The sequence below is a fragment of the Pseudomonas sp. R62 genome (genome assembly GCF_000257605.1).
In the GTDB taxonomy this organism is placed as follows: Bacteria; Pseudomonadota; Gammaproteobacteria; order Pseudomonadales; family Pseudomonadaceae; genus Aquipseudomonas; species Aquipseudomonas atacamensis.
The window spans coordinates 1,630,451-1,649,963 of record NZ_JH635998.1; the positions used below are offsets into that span (position 1 = coordinate 1,630,451).

Annotated in this window: 11 protein-coding genes; 6 read left to right on the forward strand and 5 right to left on the reverse strand. The window is 60.0% G+C overall.

Annotated elements, in window-relative coordinates; all coding sequences use genetic code 11:
- The 5 genes from OQK_RS08550 to msrA all read left to right on the forward strand — a co-directional run.
- Nucleotides 1-1,022: transketolase-like TK C-terminal-containing protein (locus OQK_RS08550; protein ID WP_038860767.1), on the forward strand; the 1,022-nt coding region annotated here is incomplete at its 5' end.
- Nucleotides 1,023-1,033: 11 nt separating this feature from the next.
- Nucleotides 1,034-3,001: a dihydrolipoyllysine-residue acetyltransferase gene (gene aceF, locus OQK_RS08555; RefSeq protein ID WP_016772003.1), complete on the forward strand. Its 1,968-nt coding sequence runs from the start codon at nucleotides 1,034-1,036 to the stop codon at nucleotides 2,999-3,001.
- A 275-nt stretch (nucleotides 3,002-3,276) separates the two neighbouring features.
- Nucleotides 3,277-4,674, forward strand: a complete 1,398-nt coding sequence (locus OQK_RS08560; RefSeq protein WP_016772004.1) for an alkaline phosphatase D family protein — start codon at nucleotides 3,277-3,279, stop codon at nucleotides 4,672-4,674.
- Between the two features lie 254 nt (nucleotides 4,675-4,928).
- The gene (locus OQK_RS08565; RefSeq protein ID WP_016772005.1) at nucleotides 4,929-7,625 is read left to right on the forward strand and encodes a putative bifunctional diguanylate cyclase/phosphodiesterase; all 2,697 of its coding nucleotides are present in this window, start codon (nucleotides 4,929-4,931) and stop codon (nucleotides 7,623-7,625) included.
- Nucleotides 7,626-7,824: 199 nt separating this feature from the next.
- Nucleotides 7,825-8,490, forward strand: coding sequence for a peptide-methionine (S)-S-oxide reductase MsrA (gene msrA, locus OQK_RS08570; RefSeq protein ID WP_016772006.1), 666 nt, complete (start codon nucleotides 7,825-7,827; stop codon nucleotides 8,488-8,490).
- 101 nt (nucleotides 8,491-8,591) lie between these two features.
- On the opposite strand, the gene OQK_RS08575 is transcribed toward msrA, so the two are convergent.
- From OQK_RS08575 to putP, 5 genes are all read right to left on the reverse strand, one after another.
- On the reverse strand, nucleotides 8,592-9,431 hold the full coding sequence (locus tag OQK_RS08575) for a 23S rRNA (adenine(2030)-N(6))-methyltransferase RlmJ (protein ID WP_016772007.1): 840 nt from the start codon (nucleotides 9,429-9,431) through the stop codon (nucleotides 8,592-8,594).
- Between the two features lie 155 nt (nucleotides 9,432-9,586).
- The gene (locus OQK_RS08580) at nucleotides 9,587-9,907 is read right to left on the reverse strand and encodes a hypothetical protein (RefSeq protein ID WP_016772008.1); all 321 of its coding nucleotides are present in this window, start codon (nucleotides 9,905-9,907) and stop codon (nucleotides 9,587-9,589) included.
- A 331-nt stretch (nucleotides 9,908-10,238) separates the two neighbouring features.
- Entirely contained in the window at nucleotides 10,239-10,952 is a 714-nt protein-coding gene (locus OQK_RS08585) for a DUF4123 domain-containing protein (protein WP_016772009.1), read from the reverse strand.
- Entirely contained in the window at nucleotides 10,942-12,957 is a 2,016-nt protein-coding gene (tssI, locus tag OQK_RS08590; RefSeq protein ID WP_016772010.1) for a type VI secretion system Vgr family protein, read from the reverse strand. The genes OQK_RS08585 and tssI overlap by 11 nt, the downstream gene beginning before the upstream one ends.
- 350 nt (nucleotides 12,958-13,307) lie before the next feature.
- Nucleotides 13,308-14,792 (reverse strand): sodium/proline symporter PutP, encoded by a 1,485-nt coding sequence (gene putP, locus OQK_RS08595; RefSeq protein WP_016772011.1) that lies wholly within the window; start codon nucleotides 14,790-14,792, stop codon nucleotides 13,308-13,310.
- 458 nt (nucleotides 14,793-15,250) lie between these two features.
- On the opposite strand from putP, the gene putA reads away from it, so the two are divergent.
- Nucleotides 15,251-19,204 carry a trifunctional transcriptional regulator/proline dehydrogenase/L-glutamate gamma-semialdehyde dehydrogenase gene (gene putA, locus OQK_RS08600; RefSeq protein ID WP_016772012.1) on the forward strand — a complete coding sequence of 1,318 codons (3,954 nt, stop codon included), beginning with the start codon at nucleotides 15,251-15,253 and terminating at the stop codon, nucleotides 19,202-19,204.
- The last annotated feature ends 309 nt before the right edge of the window (nucleotides 19,205-19,513 follow it).

Sequence of the window (19,513 nt, forward strand, 5' to 3'; positions counted from 1 at the left end):
ATAAAGACCAGGTGATGTTCTACAAGGAAGACCAGAAAGGTCAGATCCTTGAAGAAGGCATCAACGAAGCCGGTGCCATGAGCTCGTTCATCGCTGCCGGTACGTCGTACTCCAGCCACAACCAGCCGATGCTGCCGTTCTACATCTTCTACTCGATGTTCGGCTTCCAGCGTATCGGCGACCTGGCCTGGGCCGCTGGCGACAGCCGTACCCGTGGCTTCCTGATCGGCGGCACCGCTGGCCGTACCACCCTGAACGGTGAAGGTCTGCAGCACGAAGACGGTCACAGTCACTTGCTGGCCGCGACCATCCCGAACTGCCGCACCTACGATCCGACCTACGGCTACGAGCTGGCGGTGATCATTCAGGACGGCATGAAGAAGATGACCGAAGAGCAACAGGACATCTTCTACTACATCACCGTGATGAACGAGTCGTACCAGCAGCCAGCCATGCCGGCCGGTGCCGAAGAAGGCATCAAGAAAGGCATGTACCTGCTTGAGGAAGACACTCGCGATGCGGCGCACCACGTTCAGCTGATGGGCTCCGGCACCATCCTGCGCGAAGTGCGTGAAGCGGCGAAGATCCTGCGTGAAGAGTTCAACATCGGCGCTGACGTGTGGAGCGTTACCAGCTTCAACGAACTGCGTCGCGACGGCCTCGCTGTAGAGCGCAGCAACCGTCTCAAGCCTGGCCAGAAGCCTAAGCTGAGCTACGTCGAAGAGTGCCTGAACGGCCGTAAAGGTCCGGTCATTGCTTCTACCGACTACATGAAGCTGTTCGCCGAGCAGATCCGTCAGTGGGTACCGTCCAAGGAATTCAAAGTCCTGGGCACCGACGGTTTCGGCCGCAGCGACAGCCGCAAGAAACTGCGTCATTTCTTCGAAGTCGACCGTCATTTCGTGGTGTTGGCAGCCCTGGAAGCACTGGCTGACCGTGGTGATATCGAACCTAAGGTTGTGGCTGAAGCCATCGCCAAGTTCGGCATCGACCCGGAAAAACGCAACCCACTGGACTGCTGAGGAGACATTTTGTGAGCGAACTCATTCGCGTACCTGACATCGGCAGCGGTGAAGGTGAAGTAATTGAACTGTTTGTGAAGGTCGGCGACCGCATCGAAGCCGACCAGAGCATCCTGACCCTGGAATCGGACAAGGCCAGCATGGAAGTGCCGGCCCCGAAAGCCGGCGTCATCAAGAGCCTGAAAGTGAAGCTGGGCGACCGTCTGAAAGAAGGCGACGAACTGCTCGAGCTGGAAGTCGAGGGCGCCGCTGAAGCGGCCCCTGCGCCGGCCGCCGCTCCTGCTGCGAAAGCCGAAGAGAAACCGGCTGCGGCACCAGCTGCTGCCGCGCCTGCCGCTGCTCCTGCTGCCGCTTCGGTACAGCAAGTGCACGTGCCGGACATCGGTTCGTCGGGCAAGGCACAGATCATCGAGATTCAGGTCAAGGTCGGCGACAGCGTCGAAGCTGATCAATCGCTGATCACCCTGGAATCCGACAAGGCGAGCATGGAAATCCCGTCGCCTGCCGCTGGCGTGGTCAAGGCCATCAGCGTCAAGCTCAACGACGAAGTCGGCACTGGCGATCTGATTCTGGATCTGGAAGTGGCGGGTGCTGCGGCCCCGGCTGCGGCCGCTCCGGCTCAGGCTGCTGCGCCTGCTGCTGCCGCTGCGCCAGCCCCGGCGGCGGCTCCGGCTGCACCGGCCGCTGACAGCGTTCAGGACATCCACGTTCCGGACATCGGTTCGGCCGGCAAGGCGAAGATCATCGAAGTGCTGGTCAAGGCCGGCGATACCGTCGAAGCCGACCAGTCGCTGATCACCCTGGAATCCGACAAGGCGAGCATGGAAATTCCATCGCCTGCCGCTGGCGTGGTCGAAAGCGTTTCGATCAAGCTGGATGACGAAGTCGGTACCGGCGACCTGATCCTCAAGCTCAAAGTCAAAGGCGCGGCACCTGCTGCTGCCCCGGCTGCGGCTGCTGCACCGAGCGCTCCGGCGCCTGCCGCTGCTGCTCCGGCTGCCGCAGCACCAGCTGCCGCTGCAGCCGCAGCGCCGGCTGCTACACCAGCGAAACCGGGTGCCAAAGTTCACGCCGGCCCTGCCGTGCGTCAACTGGCCCGTGAGTTCGGCGTCGAGCTGAGCGCCGTTGGCGCCAGCGGTCCGCACGGTCGCATCCTCAAGGAAGACGTGCAGGTTTACGTCAAGGCGATGATGCAGAAGGCCAAGGAAGCACCGGCCGCTGCTGGCGGCGCTACCGGTGGCGCGGGCATCCCGCCGATCCCGGTGGTCGATTTCAGCCGTTTCGGCGAAATCGAAGAAGTGCCGATGACCCGCCTGATGCAGGTCGGCGCTGCCAACCTGCACCGCAGCTGGCTGAACGTGCCACACGTGACGCAATTCGACTCGGCGGACATCACCGAGCTGGAAGCCTTCCGTGTTGCGCAGAAAGCCGTGGCCGAGAAGGCTGGCGTCAAGCTGACCATCCTGCCGCTGTTGCTCAAGACCTGCGCGCACCTGCTCAAGGAGCTGCCGGACTTCAACAGTTCGCTGGCACCAAGCGGCAAGGCGATCATCCGCAAGAAATACGTGAACATCGGCTTCGCCGTCGACACTCCGGATGGCCTGCTGGTGCCGGTGATCAAGAACGTCGACCAGAAGAGCCTGCTGCAACTGGCAGCCGAAGCGGCTTCGCTGGCTGAAAAAGCCCGCACCAAGAAGCTGTCGTCGGACGAGATGCAGGGCGCCTGCTTCACCATTTCCAGCCTCGGTCATATTGGCGGCACCGGCTTCACGCCGATCGTCAACGCGCCGGAAGTGGCGATCCTCGGTGTGTCCAAGGCAACCATCCAGCCAGTCTGGGACGGCAAAGCCTTCCAGCCGAAGCTGATGCTGCCACTGTCGCTGTCCTACGATCACCGCGTGATCAACGGCGCTGCTGCTGCACGCTTCACTCAGCGTCTGGGCAGCCTGTTGGGCGACATCCGTACCATCCTGCTGTAACCCAAACGGCCCTCCGGCGACGGAGGGCCGCTTGCTGCACCCTTTCGAGCGCCACACGCTCGTACCTCAACCCCGTCAATTGACGGGGCTTTTTTTGCCTGAAATAAACCGGATCGCGCCTCTTTCCTACAACCTGCGCTGACATCGGCCACAGGTCTGGTCCACTTAACGCCAATATTTTCTGCCGCCGGCCAACTAACCTCTGCTCAGGAAAGTTGCTTCAATGCGCTCCGCTTATTTAATTCATCTTATTAAAGTCTCGAACGGAATCGATCATGTTCAAACCGACTATCGGCCCCATCGTGGGCCACGCCACAACTAACGAAGTTCGCATTTTCATGCGCGGCGAACAACAGGACAAAAAACGCGTATTTGCCGGAGTTCGCGCCCGCAAGGCCGGAACGGAAAAATGGTCCAACAGCGTATTTGCACTTTTGCATTCAGCCAACGACATGTCGGGCGTACTGGTATTACAGGATCTGGACGCCGATTGTGAATACGAATATCAAGCCGGCTGGTTAAGCCCGATGAATCCGGTACACACCATCGACACAGTGGTGGAGTTTCCACTGCAATGGCCGCGACAGCTCTACCGCTTTCGTACCCGCACCGCGCAAGCAAGCCAACCCCGGGGCTTTATCGTCGGATCTTGCCGTTATCTGCGGATCACCGCAGGCATCGCTTCGTTGCCGCAACTGGGCGATCGCATCTTTGGCTCGATCAATCAACTTGTCGAGAGCAGTCATCTACCCGTCAGCGCGGTGATCATGACCGGCGATCAAGTGTATGTAGATGATTTGAATATCATTGCACCGGATCGCGAAGCCAAAGACATTCTGAAGAAGTATCGAACGGCATTCTCGCAACCGAATATTCAACGATTGATGTCCAATACATCGACTTACATGATGCTCGACGATCATGAAATAGAAGATAACTGGCCCGCCAATGCCAAAGATGCGGACAAGGACTTGTATCGCAACGCCATGGCCGCTTATGAACTTTATCAAGCCAGCCACAGCCCGGTTTACGCATATAACAGCGAGGGCCAGATAGACCGGCATACCTTGAAGCATTATTGGTATCAGTTCGGCGACAGCGATATCGCCTGGTTCGTCACCGACAGTCGCACCCGACGCAACCTGTCCAAAGACGACCGGCGCATTCTCGACATCGAGCAAGAACAGGCCCTGCTGCAATGGCTGATCCATAACCCGGCACGGGTGAAGTTCGTGGTGACCAGCGTGATGTTCTATCCCGATCGCAAGTTCAACGGTGACGATGCCTGGAAAGCATTTCCCGAGCAGCGTCTGCGCCTGCTGGAAACCATCCGCACTCACCGGATCAAGAACGTGGTGTTCGTCTCCGGCGACGTCCATGGCTCGCTGACCAGTCGCTTGAGTCACAGCGAGGACACCGATTTCGAGGTGCACACCATCGTGTCCTCGCCGCTGCACAACAGCAAATTGCTACCGTATGCCAAAGCCTCGACATTCATCCTCGATCAACCGCTGGTGCGCACGGCGGCCGGGGATTATCGGCACGAGCTGACCAGTGCCGTGGTGAGTCAGGACAATTTTGCGCATGTGGTCGTTGAGGCTGATCAGATATTGGTCAATTACCATGACCGCGATGGCAAGAAGTTGCAGTCGATCAGTATGAAATTGCGTTGAAACACCAAAAGATCGCAGCCATCGGCAGCTCCTACACAAGGCGCATTACCCTGTTGGGGCTGCGTGAAGCTGCGATCTTCTGCTCATTTCAGTTGTGTACTGGAGAAATGTTCACTGCAGCCGACATATTCTTATAGCACTTGGCCTTCATCTCTCTTGTCAGTCGGTGCCGCAATGATGCAACCTTGCCGCAGCCAACAGACAAGAGGGCGAGAGCCCGGCGCATTCAGCATATTTCCAAGCGAGTTTCCTTCATGAAGAGCCAGCCCGATGCCGCCAGCCGTATGGCGGCCGAGGTAGTGACGCAGTTGCCGGTGCCCTCGCGGCTCGGCATGCTGCGTTTCGAGCGCTTGAATGAAGCCAGTTGGGCAATGCTGTTCCTCGATCCCAACTGCGAACGCCAGTTTGGCCAGCCGGCCGTCGAGCTCTGCGCACTGGTCGGCTCGCCCTACGCCAGCCTGATGGAGCCCGAAGCGCGCTATCAACTGCATGACGCGATCCAGCAGCAACTGAGCAAAAGCGCGCATTACGTGGTGCGCTACACCCTGCACACCGCCGCCGGCGCGTTGAACATGCTCGAACTGGGTGAAGCCTACAAACAGCACAACCGGCATTTGCTGCGCGGCTACCTGTTGGCCGTCGACGAAGTGTTCGACGAAACCCAGGTGCTGCCTTCGGTGGATCTGGAAACCCAGAACTCGCGCCTGCAAATCGCCCTTGAGCTGAACCAGCGTGCCCAGCAGGAACAACTGCAGCATCTGGAACGCGTGCGTGCCCAGCAGGATCTGATTCTGCTGCTCGCACGCCAGCGCTACAGCACGCACAACTCGCTGCAGGAAGCCGCCGAACTGATCACCCGCTGCGCCTGCGATATCTACGAAATCGACTGCGCCAGCCTGTGGAACCTCGAAGGCCAGCGCTTGCTGCCGATCTCCGCCTACCACCGCGCAACTCAGGAATACATCCTGCCAGAGCCGATCGATATCAGCGGCTTCCCCGATTACATGGAAGCGCTGCACAGCAGCCGCGCCATCGATGCGCACAACGCCATGCACGACCCGCGCACCCGCGAGATGGCCGAGGCGATGCGTCCGCGTGACGTCAACGCCATGCTCGATGCCAGCATTCGCGTCGACGGCCAGGTAGTCGGCGTGTTGTGCCTGGAACAGACCGGCGTGACCCGTGCCTGGCAGTCCGACGAAATCGCCTTCGCCGGTGAGCTGGCCGACCAGTTCGCACAAGTGATCAACAATCACAACCGGCGCACCGCCACCAGCGCCCTGCACCTGTTTCAGCGCGCGGTCGAGCAAAGCGCCAACGCCTTCTTGCTGGTCAACTGCGACGGCGTGGTCGAGTACGTCAACCCGAGCTTCACTGCGATCACCCAGTACACCACCGAGGAAGTCCACGGCCAGCGCCTGTCGGAATTGCCGGCGCTGGAAAACCTCAGCGAACTGCTGTTCGACGCGCCTTCGGCGCTGGCCCAGAGCAACAGCTGGCAGGGCGAATTCAAAAGCCGCCGCAAGAACCTCGAACCGTACTGGGGCCAGCTGTCGATTTCCAAGGTCTATGGCGATAACCGTGAGCTGACGCATTACATCGGCATCTACGAAGACATCACCCAGACCAAACTCGCGCAGCAACGTATCGAGCGCCTGGCCTACACCGACAACCTGACCAACCTCGGCAACCGTCCGGCATTCATCCGCAATCTCGACGAGCGCTTCGCCCGCGACAGCGATACGCCGATCAGCCTGTTGCTGGTGGACATCGACAATTTCAAGCGGATCAACGACAGCCTCGGCCACCAGACTGGCGACAAACTGTTGATCAGCCTCGCCCGGCGCCTGCGCAACAGCCTCAGCCCGAGTGGCAGCCTGGCGCGTTTTGCCAGTAACGAATTCGCCGTGTTGCTCGACGACACCGACCTTGAAGCCGGGCAGCAGATCGCCAGTCAGTTGCTGATGACCCTCGACAAGCCGATGTTCGTCGACAATCAGTTGATCAGCGTCACCGGCTCCGTCGGCCTGGCCTGCGCGCCGCTGCACGGGCGCGACCCGCAGACCCTGATGCGCAACGCCGGCCTGGCGCTGCACAAGGCCAAGGCCAACGGCAAACACCAGTTGCAGGTGTTCACTGAAGCGCTGAACGCCGAAGCCAGTTACAAACTGTTCGTCGAGAACAACCTGCGCCGCGCCCTCACGCAGAACGAACTGGACGTGTTCTACCAGCCCAAGCTGTGCCTGCGCAGCGGTCGTCTGCTGGGCATGGAAGCGCTGTTGCGCTGGAACCACCCGGAACGCGGCATGATTCGCCCGGACCAGTTCATCAGCGTCGCCGAGGAAACCGGCCTGATCATTCCGATCGGCAAATGGATCGCCCGTCAGGCGTGTCGCATGAGCAAATCCCTGACCGCTGCCGGCTTGGGCAATCTGCAGGTGGCAATCAATCTGTCACCGAAACAGTTCTCCGATCCGGATCTGGTCGCCTCGATCGCCAACATCCTCAGGGAAGAAGCGCTGCCGGCCAATCTGCTCGAACTCGAGCTGACCGAAGGCTTGTTGCTGGAAGCCACCGAAGACACGCATTTGCAGCTCGACCAGCTCAAACGCCTGGGCCTGACCCTGGCCATGGACGACTTCGGCACCGGGTACTCGTCGCTGAGCTATCTGAAGAAATTCCCGATCGACATCATCAAGATCGATCGCAGCTTCATCCATGAAATCCCGGACAACCAGGACGACATGGAAATCACCTCCGCCGTGATCGCCATGGCCCACAACCTGAAACTCAAGGTCGTCGCCGAAGGCATCGAAACCGCCGAGCAACTGGCGTTCCTGCGTCGGCATCGTTGCGACGTCGGTCAGGGTTATCTGTTCGACCGACCGATTCCGGGCGATGAGCTGATCAAAGCGCTCAAGCGCTATCCGCGTGGGCCGCTCTGCCTCTAACCCCTCTACCCCATTCTCGCCATAACATGCCGCCCTCTGGAGCTGCCGAAGGCTGCGATCTTTTGATCTGGTTTTTAAAAAGCAAAATCAAAAGATCGCAGCCTTCGGCAGCTCCTACATTGGGTAGTGATTAACTCGGCATCATTCGGCACACTGGCGGTCTGACTTTTTACCTCCAACCTGACTGAGAGGAACGCTCATGGTTCTGCGCTCGGAAATTCTGGTGAACAAAAACGTGCTTCCAACCAAAGAACAAGCCCTGCCCGGCCGCGAAACCCCGATGACCCTGCCGGAAAAACACTTCGTCTTCGAAGACACCCCGCTGCTCGGTCCATTCTTTCAGGACGTCGACTTTGCAATCTTCGGTCTGGGTTGCTTCTGGGGCGCGGAACGACGCTTCTGGCAGCGCGAAGGCGTGATCAGTACAGTCGTCGGTTACGCCGGCGGCTTCACGCCGAACCCGACGTACGAAGAAGTCTGCTCGGGCCTGACCGGCCACGCCGAAGTGGTATTGGTGGTGTATGACAAGGCCCAAGTCAGCTATGAAGAGCTGCTGGCGATGTTCTGGGAACTGCACAACCCGACTCAGGGCATGCGTCAGGGCAACGACATCGGCACTCAGTACCGCTCGGTGATCTACGCTACCACCCCGGAGCAACTGGATGCGGCACTGAAAAGCAAAGACGTGTATCAGGCGGAACTGGCCAAGGCCGGTCTGGGTGAAATCAGCACCGAGATCGACCAGGCCCCGACCGTGTACTTTGCCGAGGCGTATCACCAGCAGTATCTGGCGAAGAACCCTGAAGGTTACTGCGGGATTGGCGGCACCGGCGTGTGCATGCCTGCGAGCCTTGCGGGTAACTAACCCCTGAAAGCCAAAGATCGCAGCCTTCGGCAGCTCCTACAGGGAAACGCATTCAACTGTAGGAGCTGCGGAACGCTGCGATCTTTTGATCTTGCTGTTGATCAGCTCTCGGCAATCAGCCAATCCATCTGCCAGCCACCCTGGGTCTGCCCCAGCTTCTTCGACAACCACGGCAGCAACTCACGCAATTCTTCCTCCAGCCCCCACGGCGGATTGGCGATCGCCAGCCCGGAACCGTTCAGGCTGTTCGGCGTGTCCAGTGGATGCACCAGCAGCTCCACACGCAGCAACTTCGGCGCACCGGTGCCTGCCAGGTCCTGATAGAAACGCCGCAGTGCACGCTGATCCTTCACCGGATACCAGATCGCTGCCACGGTCTGGCGCATACGGCCGATGGCTTCTTTCATCGACGCCGCGCAACGCTGCATCTCGTCCAGTTGCTCGAACGGCGGATCGATCAGCATCACCGCGCGTTTTTCCTGCACCGGCAACATCGCCCGCGCCACGTGCCAGCCCTCGCCCAGATGCACTTTTACCCGACGATCGCCGGCCATGTTGTCCTTGAGCAACACGCCATCTTCGGGATGCTTCTCGTTGAGCATCACCCGATCCTGCGGCCGCGTCAGGCGCCGCGCCAGCTCCGGCGAACCCGGGTAATAGCGCAACTGGCCATCCGGGTTCATCTCGTGCAGCACCTTCATATAGTCGGCAGTCAGCGCCGGCAGGTCCGGCTGATCCCACAACCGCGCAATGCCTTCCAGGTACTCGCCGGTGCGATTGGCCTGATCGCCCTGCAAGTCATACAGACCGATGCCGGCGTGCGTGTCGAGATAGGCAAACGGCTGCTCCTTGCGCGACATCAGGGCGATGAGGCGGGTCAAGGTCAGGTGTTTGAACACATCGGCGTGATTGCCGGCATGGAAGGCGTGACGATAATTCATGGCTGCTCCTGCGAAGGGCGCAAAGTTTACCTTTTACCGGGCGGCAAGTCAGGGGTTCGCAGCCGAGCGGGCCTCAACATCAAAAGATCGCAGCCTTCGGCAGCTCCTACACGGGACAGGCGCTCACTCTGTCGAAGGCTGCGGTCTTTTGATCTTCAGGCGGGCAAGCTGCGCAGGCGCTTGCCGATGACATCGAGCACATCACAGCCATCGCGCAATGGGATGGCGCACAGCAGGGCGAAGTCGCTGAGGATCACGGAGTCGCATTCGATCGAGCCGCGCATGCACATGTTTTCCAGGACCTGGACCACGGCGCGGATGCGATAGTTGGCGGCGTCCATGAGGATGTCGAGGGGCACATGGGTGTCGACGAACAGGCTGGGCATGTCGCTGCAATTGCCGGTAAGGGCCATGAAGCGGTTGTCGGGGTGAGGGGTGATTTTTTCGTAGGGTGAATCAGTATGCATATTGGTCATTTTCCGGGCCCCATGATTGATAAACGTGAGCCGCCATCACACCTTCCTACGGGTTAGGGTGGCAGCTGTGCGCAGGAGTAGGAACCGAGCAATCATGGACCTCGGCCACGCCGAAGCGTGCCCCACGCACAGCCGCCGCGAACGATCTTACGGACTTGAACCAAGTGCCGCAAAAAGCCAACGAACTGTAACGTCATGAATGCGGGGATCCTTCACCCTGCCACCGCTCTCGCAGTGACAACGAAAAGACTATCCCTGCAACTCACCACGCACCAGTTCATGAAAGCCGCCGCGATTCGAAGGAAACGTCCGAAGCGTTTGCCCCGAAATTTCACTCTGCCTCTGCCAGCAAAAACTCCAGAAGGGACGATCGTGACGAATCTTCCGACATCGATAATTTGAAAAACTGCCCGACCTTGCAGCGCAAAACAGCCTCGGGAAACGCCTCGAACACGGCCGGTTGCTCCTCGCTCAGCCATTGCAAAGCATTGGCGATGCGTACGCTTGCATCTGTCTGCGCCAACAGCGATTGCGGCACGCTCCACCACGGAAAGACCCGCCCCGACACCAGCGCACGGCCCCCGATTTCAATGGCTTGGCCATTGATCAAGGCTCGCGAAACGACTGGCAGTAATTGCGCGGAATTGAGCTCGTCAGAGTGCAAAAGAGGCAGCAGAAACCGACCATCCCAAAAGCGAAAAAACACCGCTTTACCGTCCGGCATCAGCACTTGAGTCAGGCTGCGGAAATGTTCGACCAGCACATCCAGATCTGCCGAAGACACCGCCAACCATCCCCAATCCCGGGATTCTGTTTCCGCCACCCAACGTAAAAACTCACTGTCCGCAGCGACAATTCCCACATAGGGCATCACCGCGTCCCACTCGGCATAAATGGTCTCGGCCCAGACCGGATTTGCCGTGCCCTGCCAGGCTTTGAATGCATCGGCGTCGCTGGCGCGGCTGAAAACGGCGAACAGTTGTTCCGACGCATGCAGCGGCTGCCGCGCCAGCCATTGTTCGGGCGTCAATTGTTCAGGCTGCACAGACACCGTCCTTACAACGCTCACACTCTTCGCAGAAAGGCGCATCACCTTTGAGACTCATGATCTGTGCGGCGGTGAGAACCGCCGCCGGCGCAGCGGCCAGTTTCTCTGGCAAGCCCGGCACCACCGGTGCCGCACTCGTTGCCGCCATTGGCGCGCCACCCACAACAATCGGCACGCTGCTGAAAATTCCGCCGGGGCCGATGTTGATCCACTGTCCGCCGGCCTGAATCGTCGCGCTCGCGCCGCCATCAATGACCACTTGCTGGCCTGCGCTGATATGGATCTGCGCCGAGGCGCTGGTGGCCTGGCTGTTCACCCGCACCTGCCGGTCGCCGAGCACGGACAAATGATCATCCTGCCTGACTTCGGTCTGGCGCTGGCCGTGGGTGATGCGCTGTTCGTCGGCCTTGAGTTCATGGCGGGCAGTCCCTGTGACCACCACACTGCGCTGATTATCAACCTGCAACTGCTGGTCATTGAGCACATGCTGGGTCCAGTTGCGCTGGGCACGCAGGTAGATTTCCTCGGCACCCTTTTTATCCTCGATGCGCAGTTCATTATAACCGCCACCTCCGGGGCTGCTCTGGCTGCGGAACACGCTTCGGGTCTTGTCTGCCGGCAGATCCAGCGGCACCGGGGTCGCCGCATTGGGCAGACACCCCATGACCAGCGGCTTGTCGGCATCGCCATCAATGAAGCCGACCAGCACTTCCATGCCGACTCGCGGAATCAACACGCTGCCGTAGTGATCGTGAGCCCAACCGGTCGCGACGCGCAGCCAGCAACTGGAGTGCTCGTTGAGTTCGCCATCACGATCCCAGGCCAGTTGCACTTTGACCCGGCCATATTCATCGCAATGGATTTCCAGGTCTTTCGGGCCGGTGACCACGGCAGGTTGGTAACCCGACATGCGCGGTTTTTCCGGGCACAGTGCCGGACGAAAGACCACGTCCCACGGCGTGGCGACGAAAGTATTGCGGTAGCCCTGGAAGGATTCGCCATCGCTGGTCACCGATTCCTCCAGCACCTGCGGCTGACGGCCGCGATGCTCGACACAGGTGAGCAACCACAGATCATTCCAGTCGCTGCGCGGATGCTCGGTGAGTTGCAGGAAATGGCCGCAGACCAATGAAGACTCGTCGCTGCTGCCCTCGGCCTGACGGTAATCGGCGACGTGCCGTTCCAGCGCTCGCCGAGTCAGCTGTTTGCCGGTTTCACGATCACTGAATTGGCCGGGGAAGTGATAGTCCTCCAGCACCGGACGCTGCTCGCCGTCACTGCGACTTTCCAGAGACAGGCGTGGTTTTTCGAAGTTGTAGTCGCGCCGGGTGACGACGCTGGTACGGGTTTCCACGCGCACATTGAAACGTTGAATCGCCGGCGCCCCCGCCGACATGCCGCTGCCCGGCAGATACAACGTTGGCGCGGGCAGCTTGGGGAACACGGTCTGGTCGTCGCCGAATACCAGCAAATGGCCTTCGGGGCTGTGTTGAAAGTGGTAATGAATGCCGACTCCGGCACACAGGCGCTGGATAAAGGCCAGATCGCTTTCGGCGTATTGCACGCAGTACTCGCGCTCCGGGTATTCGCTGCCCAGGCGAAATTCAAAGGCATCGCGCAGGATCGAATGGTCCTTGAGGATCTGCGTGACAATTTGCGGCACGCTCTGATGCTGAAAAATACGCTGGTTGATGCGATGCCCCAGATACGTCAGACGCGGGACAAGGCTGAGGTGATAGCGTGTCAGACGTTTCCCGGAATCGCCCTGCCCGACCTGATAAATCTGACCATGAATACCGCAACCCTGAGCATCGAAACTCAGAAACGCCTGACCATGCAGCAGGCTTTCCAGATCCAGGTCCGGCCGCTCGCTGACCAGTTCCAGCTCGAAGCGAAAGGGTTGGCTGATGGCTTCCCTGCCCGTGAACTCAAGGACTTTGAGGTCATGCCGGGCGCCTTCGAGTGTCAACGTGAAACGCGGTTGATTGGCAGGCGCGAACATCCGATGTCTCTCTGCAGTGTGAGGGCGGGCGATTCTGCATGAGGGGCAAGGGGTGCTGAGCAGGTGACGGGAAATTCAGATTTGCCCTACGTGGTTTGCTGAAAGGACCTTGTTAATTCGGCCGTTCGACTACAGACAATTCAATCAAACCTGCCACCCACCCTGTGGGAGCGAGCCTGCTCGCGAAAGCGGCATGTCAGTCGACACATTCATTGAATGATCAATCGCATTCGCGAGCAGGCTCGCTCCCACAATGGATTTCCACAGAATTCGAGAAATCACAGGCACAAAAAAACGGCCCGCTTCCTCTAGGAAACGGGCCGTTTTCATGTGAGCCGAAGCTCAGTCCATCACTTGTTCAGATGGAAGTCTTTTTCCGCTGCCTCGAAACGCTCAACCATGCCGCGAGTCGGCTCACCCGCCTTGCTGACAAAGTAGATGGCCAGGCTGGCGAAGATGAAGCCCGGAATGATTTCGTACAGACCCAGCAGTTCGAAATGCTTCCAGACCACCACGGTGATCGCGCCGACCAGAATACCGGCCAGTGCGCCGTTGCGGGTCATGTCTTTCCAGACCACCGAAATCAGCACCACAGGACCGAATGCAGCACCGAAACCGGCCCAGGCGTAGGACACCAGGCCCAGTACGCGGTTTTCCGGGTTGGCAGCCAGCGCGATAGCAATCAGGGCTACCAGCAGCACCATGGCACGACCGACCCAGACCAGCTCCAGTTGCGAAGCGGATTTGCGCAGGAAGGCTTTATAGAAGTCTTCGGTCAGGGCGCTCGAGCACACCAGCAACTGGCAGCTCAGGGTGCTCATCACCGCAGCCAGAATGGCCGACAGCAGTACACCGGCAACCCATGGGTTGAAGAGGATTTTCGCCAGTTCGATGAACACGCGCTCCGGATTCTCGGTCACAGGACCGGCGACTTCCGGGTGCGCCGAGAAGTAAGCGATACCGAAGAAGCCCACCGCAACGGTGCCGCCCAGGCACAGGATCATCCAGGCCATGGAAATGCGACGCGCCTTGGCGATCGACTTCACCGAATCCGCCGCCATGAAACGCGCGAGGATGTGCGGCTGGCCGAAGTAGCCCAGACCCCAGCCCATCAGCGAGATGATGCCGATGAAGGTGGTGCCTTTGAGCATGTCGAAGTTGCTAGGATCTTGCGCTTCGATGGCGAGGAACGTGGTGTCAACGCCGCCAGTGGCCAGCAGGACGATGATCGGCGTAAGGATCAGCGCGAAGATCATCAGCGTGGCTTGTACGGTGTCGGTCCAGCTCACCGCGAGGAAACCGCCGATGAAGGTGTAGGCAATCGTCGCCGCAGCACCGGCCCACAGCGCCGTTTCATAGGTCATGCCGAACGTGCTTTCGAACAGACGGGCACCGGCGACGATGCCGGAAGCGCAGTAGATGGTAAAGAACACCAGAATCACGATCGCCGAGATGATCCGCAGCAAGCCGCTTTTATCTTCGAAACGGCTGGAAAAGTAATCCGGCAGAGTCAGGGCATCGCCGTTGTGCTCGGTCTGCACACGCAAACGGCCGGCGACAAACAGCCAGTTCAGGTAGGCACCGACGATCAGGCCGATGGCGATCCAGCTTTCGGACAGACCGGACATGTAGATGGCGCCCGGCAGGCCCATCAGCAACCAGCCGCTCATGTCGGAGGCACCGGCAGACAGCGCGGTGACGACGCTGCCGAGGCTGCGACCACCGAGAATATAGTCGGAAAGGTTGTTGGTGGAGCGATAGGCCATCAAGCCGATCAGCACCATTGCTGCGATGTAGATCACGAACGTGATCAGGGTTGGATTGCTTACGCTCATTGAGTTACGCCCTGGCTTTGTTTTTATGTAGCGGCGGTGGTGAACCGCTCGCAAACGACGACGTTTGGCAGACGATCCGGGATCCCGCGCATTTAAGACTGATGTTTCCCCAGGAAAGCCATCAGCCGATGCACCGGGTTATTCCCGGTTGCACCTTGGCGGCGAATGCTATGCAACAAAGCAAATAAGGTGCAACCAGTTTCGCGAGAATTAGTTGCACCCAGTCGGATTAATCGACGATCGCCCCGTTTTTGCTCCCTTTTGTGGCAGTCATGGCTCTTTGCTAGAAGCAAAAGCACCAAGCAGGAGCAGCACTTTCGTACCAGAAATTATTTCCTGACGAGCTGCCTATTATTCCGGCAAAAAAAGGGTTGCACCCGGTTGCACCTCATTCAACGCACGGCTAATCTTGCGGCCAGCTGATGCCACGCAACTGTGGCAACCATGAGGATAAAAATATGGCTACCACCACCCTTGGGGTCAAACTCGATGACCCGACCCGCGAGCGCCTGAAGGCTGCCGCAACCTCGATTGATCGCACGCCGCACTGGCTGATCAAGCAGGCAATTTTCAATTACCTGGAAAAACTCGAGGGTGGTGCAACCCTGACCGAGTTGAACGGTTTGACCGCCAAAGACGCCGATGACGCAGGCGAAGTGCAGACCGATCACGCTCACCAATGCTTCCTCGAATTCGCTGAAAGCATCCTGCCGCAATCGGTTCTGCGTGCTTCGATCACCGCAGCCTACCGCCGCCCTGAGCCGGAAGTGGTGCCGATGCTGATCGAGCAGGCGCGCCTGCCGGCACCGATGGCCGAAGCCACCAACAAACTCGCCGCGACCATCGCCGAAAAACTGCGTAACCAGAAAAGTGCCGGCGGTCGTGCCGGTATTGTTCAAGGTCTGTTGCAGGAATTCTCCCTGTCGTCCCAGGAAGGCGTGGCGCTGATGTGCCTGGCCGAAGCGCTGCTGCGCATCCCGGACAAAGGCACCCGCGATGCGCTGATCCGCGACAAGATCAGCACCGGCAACTGGCATCCGCACCTGGGCAACAGCCCTTCGCTGTTCGTCAACGCTGCGACCTGGGGTCTGCTGCTGACTGGCAAACTGGTCTCCACCCACAACGAAGCCGGCCTGACCTCGTCGCTGAGCCGCATCATCGGCAAGAGCGGCGAGCCGATGATCCGCAAGGGCGTCGACATGGCCATGCGCCTGATGGGCGAGCAGTTCGTGACCGGCGAAACCATCGCCGAAGCGCTGGCCAATGCGAGCAAGTTCGAAGCCAAGGGCTTCCGTTACTCCTACGACATGCTCGGTGAAGCGGCACTCACCGAAGTCGACGCGCAGAAATACCTGGCGTCGTACGAACAAGCGATCCACTCGATCGGCAAAGCGTCACACGGCCGTGGGATTTATGAAGGCCCGGGCATTTCCATCAAGCTCTCGGCACTGCACCCGCGCTACAGCCGTGCGCAGTACGAGCGGGTGATGGACGAGCTGTACCCGCGCCTGCTGTCGCTGACCCTGCTGGCCAAGCAATACGACATCGGCCTGAACATCGACGCCGAAGAAGCCGACCGCCTCGAGCTGTCGCTGGACCTGCTTGAGCGCCTGTGCTTTGAGCCGCAGCTGACTGGCTGGAACGGTATCGGTTTCGTTATCCAGGCTTACCAGAAGCGTTGCCCGTACGTGATCGACTACGTGATTGATCTGGCTCGCCGCAGCCGTCATCGCCTGATGATCCGCCTGGTGAAAGGCGCGTACTGGGACAGCGAAATCAAACGCGCCCAGGTCGAGGGTCTGGAAGGCTATCCGGTCTACACCCGCAAGGTGTACACCGACGTTTCCTACATTGCTTGCGCACGCAAACTGCTGTCGGTGCCGGAAGTCATCTACCCGCAATTCGCCACGCACAACGCCCACACCCTGTCGGCGATCTACCACATCGCCGGTCAGAACTATTACCCGGGCCAGTACGAGTTCCAGTGCCTGCACGGCATGGGCGAACCGCTCTACGAACAGGTTGTAGGCAAGGTTTCCGAGGGCAAGCTGAACCGTCCGTGCCGCGTGTACGCACCGGTCGGCACCCACGAAACCCTGCTGGCTTACCTCGTACGTCGCTTGCTGGAAAACGGCGCGAACACTTCGTTCGTCAACCGCATCGCCGACCAGTCGATTTCGATTCAGGAACTGGTGGCCGATCCGGTGGCACAGATCGAGCAGATGGCCACCGTGGAAGGCGGTTTTGGCCTGCCGCACCCGCGCATTCCGCTGCCGCGTGACCTTTACGGTGCCGAGCGCGCCAACTCCAGCGGCATCGACATGGCTAACGAACATCGCCTGGCATCGCTGTCCTGCGCCCTGCTCGCCACTGCACACAACGACTGGAAAGCCGCGCCGATGCTCGGTTGCGCCTCCAGCAACGAAACGCCGGTTGCGGTGCTGAACCCGTCCGATCACCGCGATGTGGTCGGTCACGTTCAAGAAGCTACCGTCGAAGACGTCGACAACGCCATTCAATGCGCGCTGAACGCCGCGCCGATCTGGCAGGCCACCCCGCCGGCCGAACGTGCTGCGATCCTGGAACGTGCCGCTGACTTGATGGAAGGCGAGATCCAGCCGCTGATGGGCCTGTTGGCTCGCGAAGCCGGCAAGACCTACGCCAACGCCATCGCCGAAGTCCGCGAAGCGGTCGACTTCCTGCGTTATTACGCAGTGCAGGCGCGAAACGATTTCAGCAACGACGCCCACCGCCCACTCGGTCCGGTGGTGTGCATCAGCCCGTGGAACTTCCCGCTGGCAATCTTCAGCGGCCAGGTCGCTGCGGCATTGGCCGCCGGTAACCCGGTACTGGCCAAACCGGCTGAGCAGACTCCGCTGGTCGCCGCTCAAGCCGTGCGCCTGATGCTCGAAGCCGGCATCCCGGAAGGCGTGCTGCAACTGCTGCCGGGTCGCGGTGAAACCGTCGGCGCCGGCCTGGTCGGTGACGAGCGCGTCAAAGGCGTGATGTTCACTGGTTCCACCGAAGTCGCGCGCTTGCTGCAACGCAACATCGCTGGCCGTCTCGACAGCCAGGGCCGTCCGATTCCGCTGATCGCCGAAACCGGTGGCCAGAACGCGATGATCGTCGATTCCTCGGCACTGACTGAACAAGTGGTGATCGACGTGGTGTCGTCGGCCTTCGACAGTGCCGGTCAGCGCTGCTCGGCGCTGCGCGTGCTGTGCCTGCAGGAAGATTCCGCCGATCGCGTCATCGAAATGCTCAAAGGTGCCATGGCCGAAAGCCGTCTCGGCAACCCCGAGCGTCTGTCCGTGGACATCGGCCCGGTGATCGACGCCGAAGCCAAGGCCGGCATCGACAAGCACATCCAAGGCATGCGCGACAAAGGTCGCAATGTTTACCAGGTTGCGATTGCCGACAGCGAAGAGGTCAAGCGCGGCACCTTCGTCATGCCGACCCTGATCGAGCTGGAAAGCTTCGACGAACTGCAACGCGAAATCTTCGGCCCGGTACTGCACGTGGTGCGCTACAAGCGCAAGGAGCTGGACCAACTGATCGGCCAGATCAACGCCTCCGGTTACGGCCTGACGCTGGGCGTGCACACGCGCATCGACGAGACCATCGCCAAGGTGATCGACAACGTCAACGCCGGTAACGTCTACGTCAACCGCAACATCGTTGGTGCCGTGGTCGGCGTGCAGCCATTCGGCGGCGAAGGCCTGTCGGGTACTGGCCCGAAAGCCGGTGGCCCGCTGTATCTGTACCGCCTGCTGTCGACGCGTCCTGCCGACGCCATCGAACAATCCTTCGCCCGCGGTGATGCCATCGTCGCCCCGGACGTGCGCTTGCGCGATGCCATGAGCCAATCGTTGAACGCGCTGAAAGCCTGGGCCGACAACAACAAGTTTGCCGATCTGAGCACCCTGTGCGTGCAATACGCTGCGCAATCGCAGAGCGGCATCACCCGGGTGCTGGCTGGCCCGACCGGCGAGAAAAACAGCTACGCCATCCTGCCGCGCGAACACGTGCTGTGCCTGGCGGAAGTTGAAGGTGATCTGCTGACGCAACTGGCGGCGGTGCTGGCGGTGGGCGGTTCGGCGGTGTGGCCGGAAACCGAACTGACCAAGGCGCTATTCGCCCGCCTGCCGAAGGAAGTGCAGGCGCGGATCAAGCGCGTTGCCGACTGGAACAAGGACGAAGTGGTGTTCGATGCCGTGCTGCATCACGGCCACTCCGACCAGTTGCGCGGCGTCTGCCAGCAGATCGCCCAGCGTGGCGGTGCAATCGTTGGCGTTCAGGGCCTGTCCCAGGGCGAGACCAACATTGCCCTGGAGCGTCTGGTAATCGAACGGGCATTGAGCGTCAACACCGCTGCGGCGGGGGGTAATGCCAGCTTGATGACGATCGGTTAAACCCGATAAACCGGGCACCTGCATAGGTGTCCGGCTTAGCAACAATCCCTGTGGGAGCTGGCTTGCCAGCGATAGCGATTTTTCAGTCAACCATCAATGTTGACTGAACTGCCGCCATCGCTGGCAAGCCAGCTCCCACAGTTGTTTTCGGCGCCTGTTAAGTCCGCGCGCGGCTCCAACATCACGCTTATCAATCATCCTGTTCAGTCTTTATCAGCACGCCTAGACTCGGCCCAACCCCAATTTCCAGGTAGGCCGCCATGTCCGAGACGCTGCTCAGTTCCCGCAATCTGGCTTTCGAGCTGTACG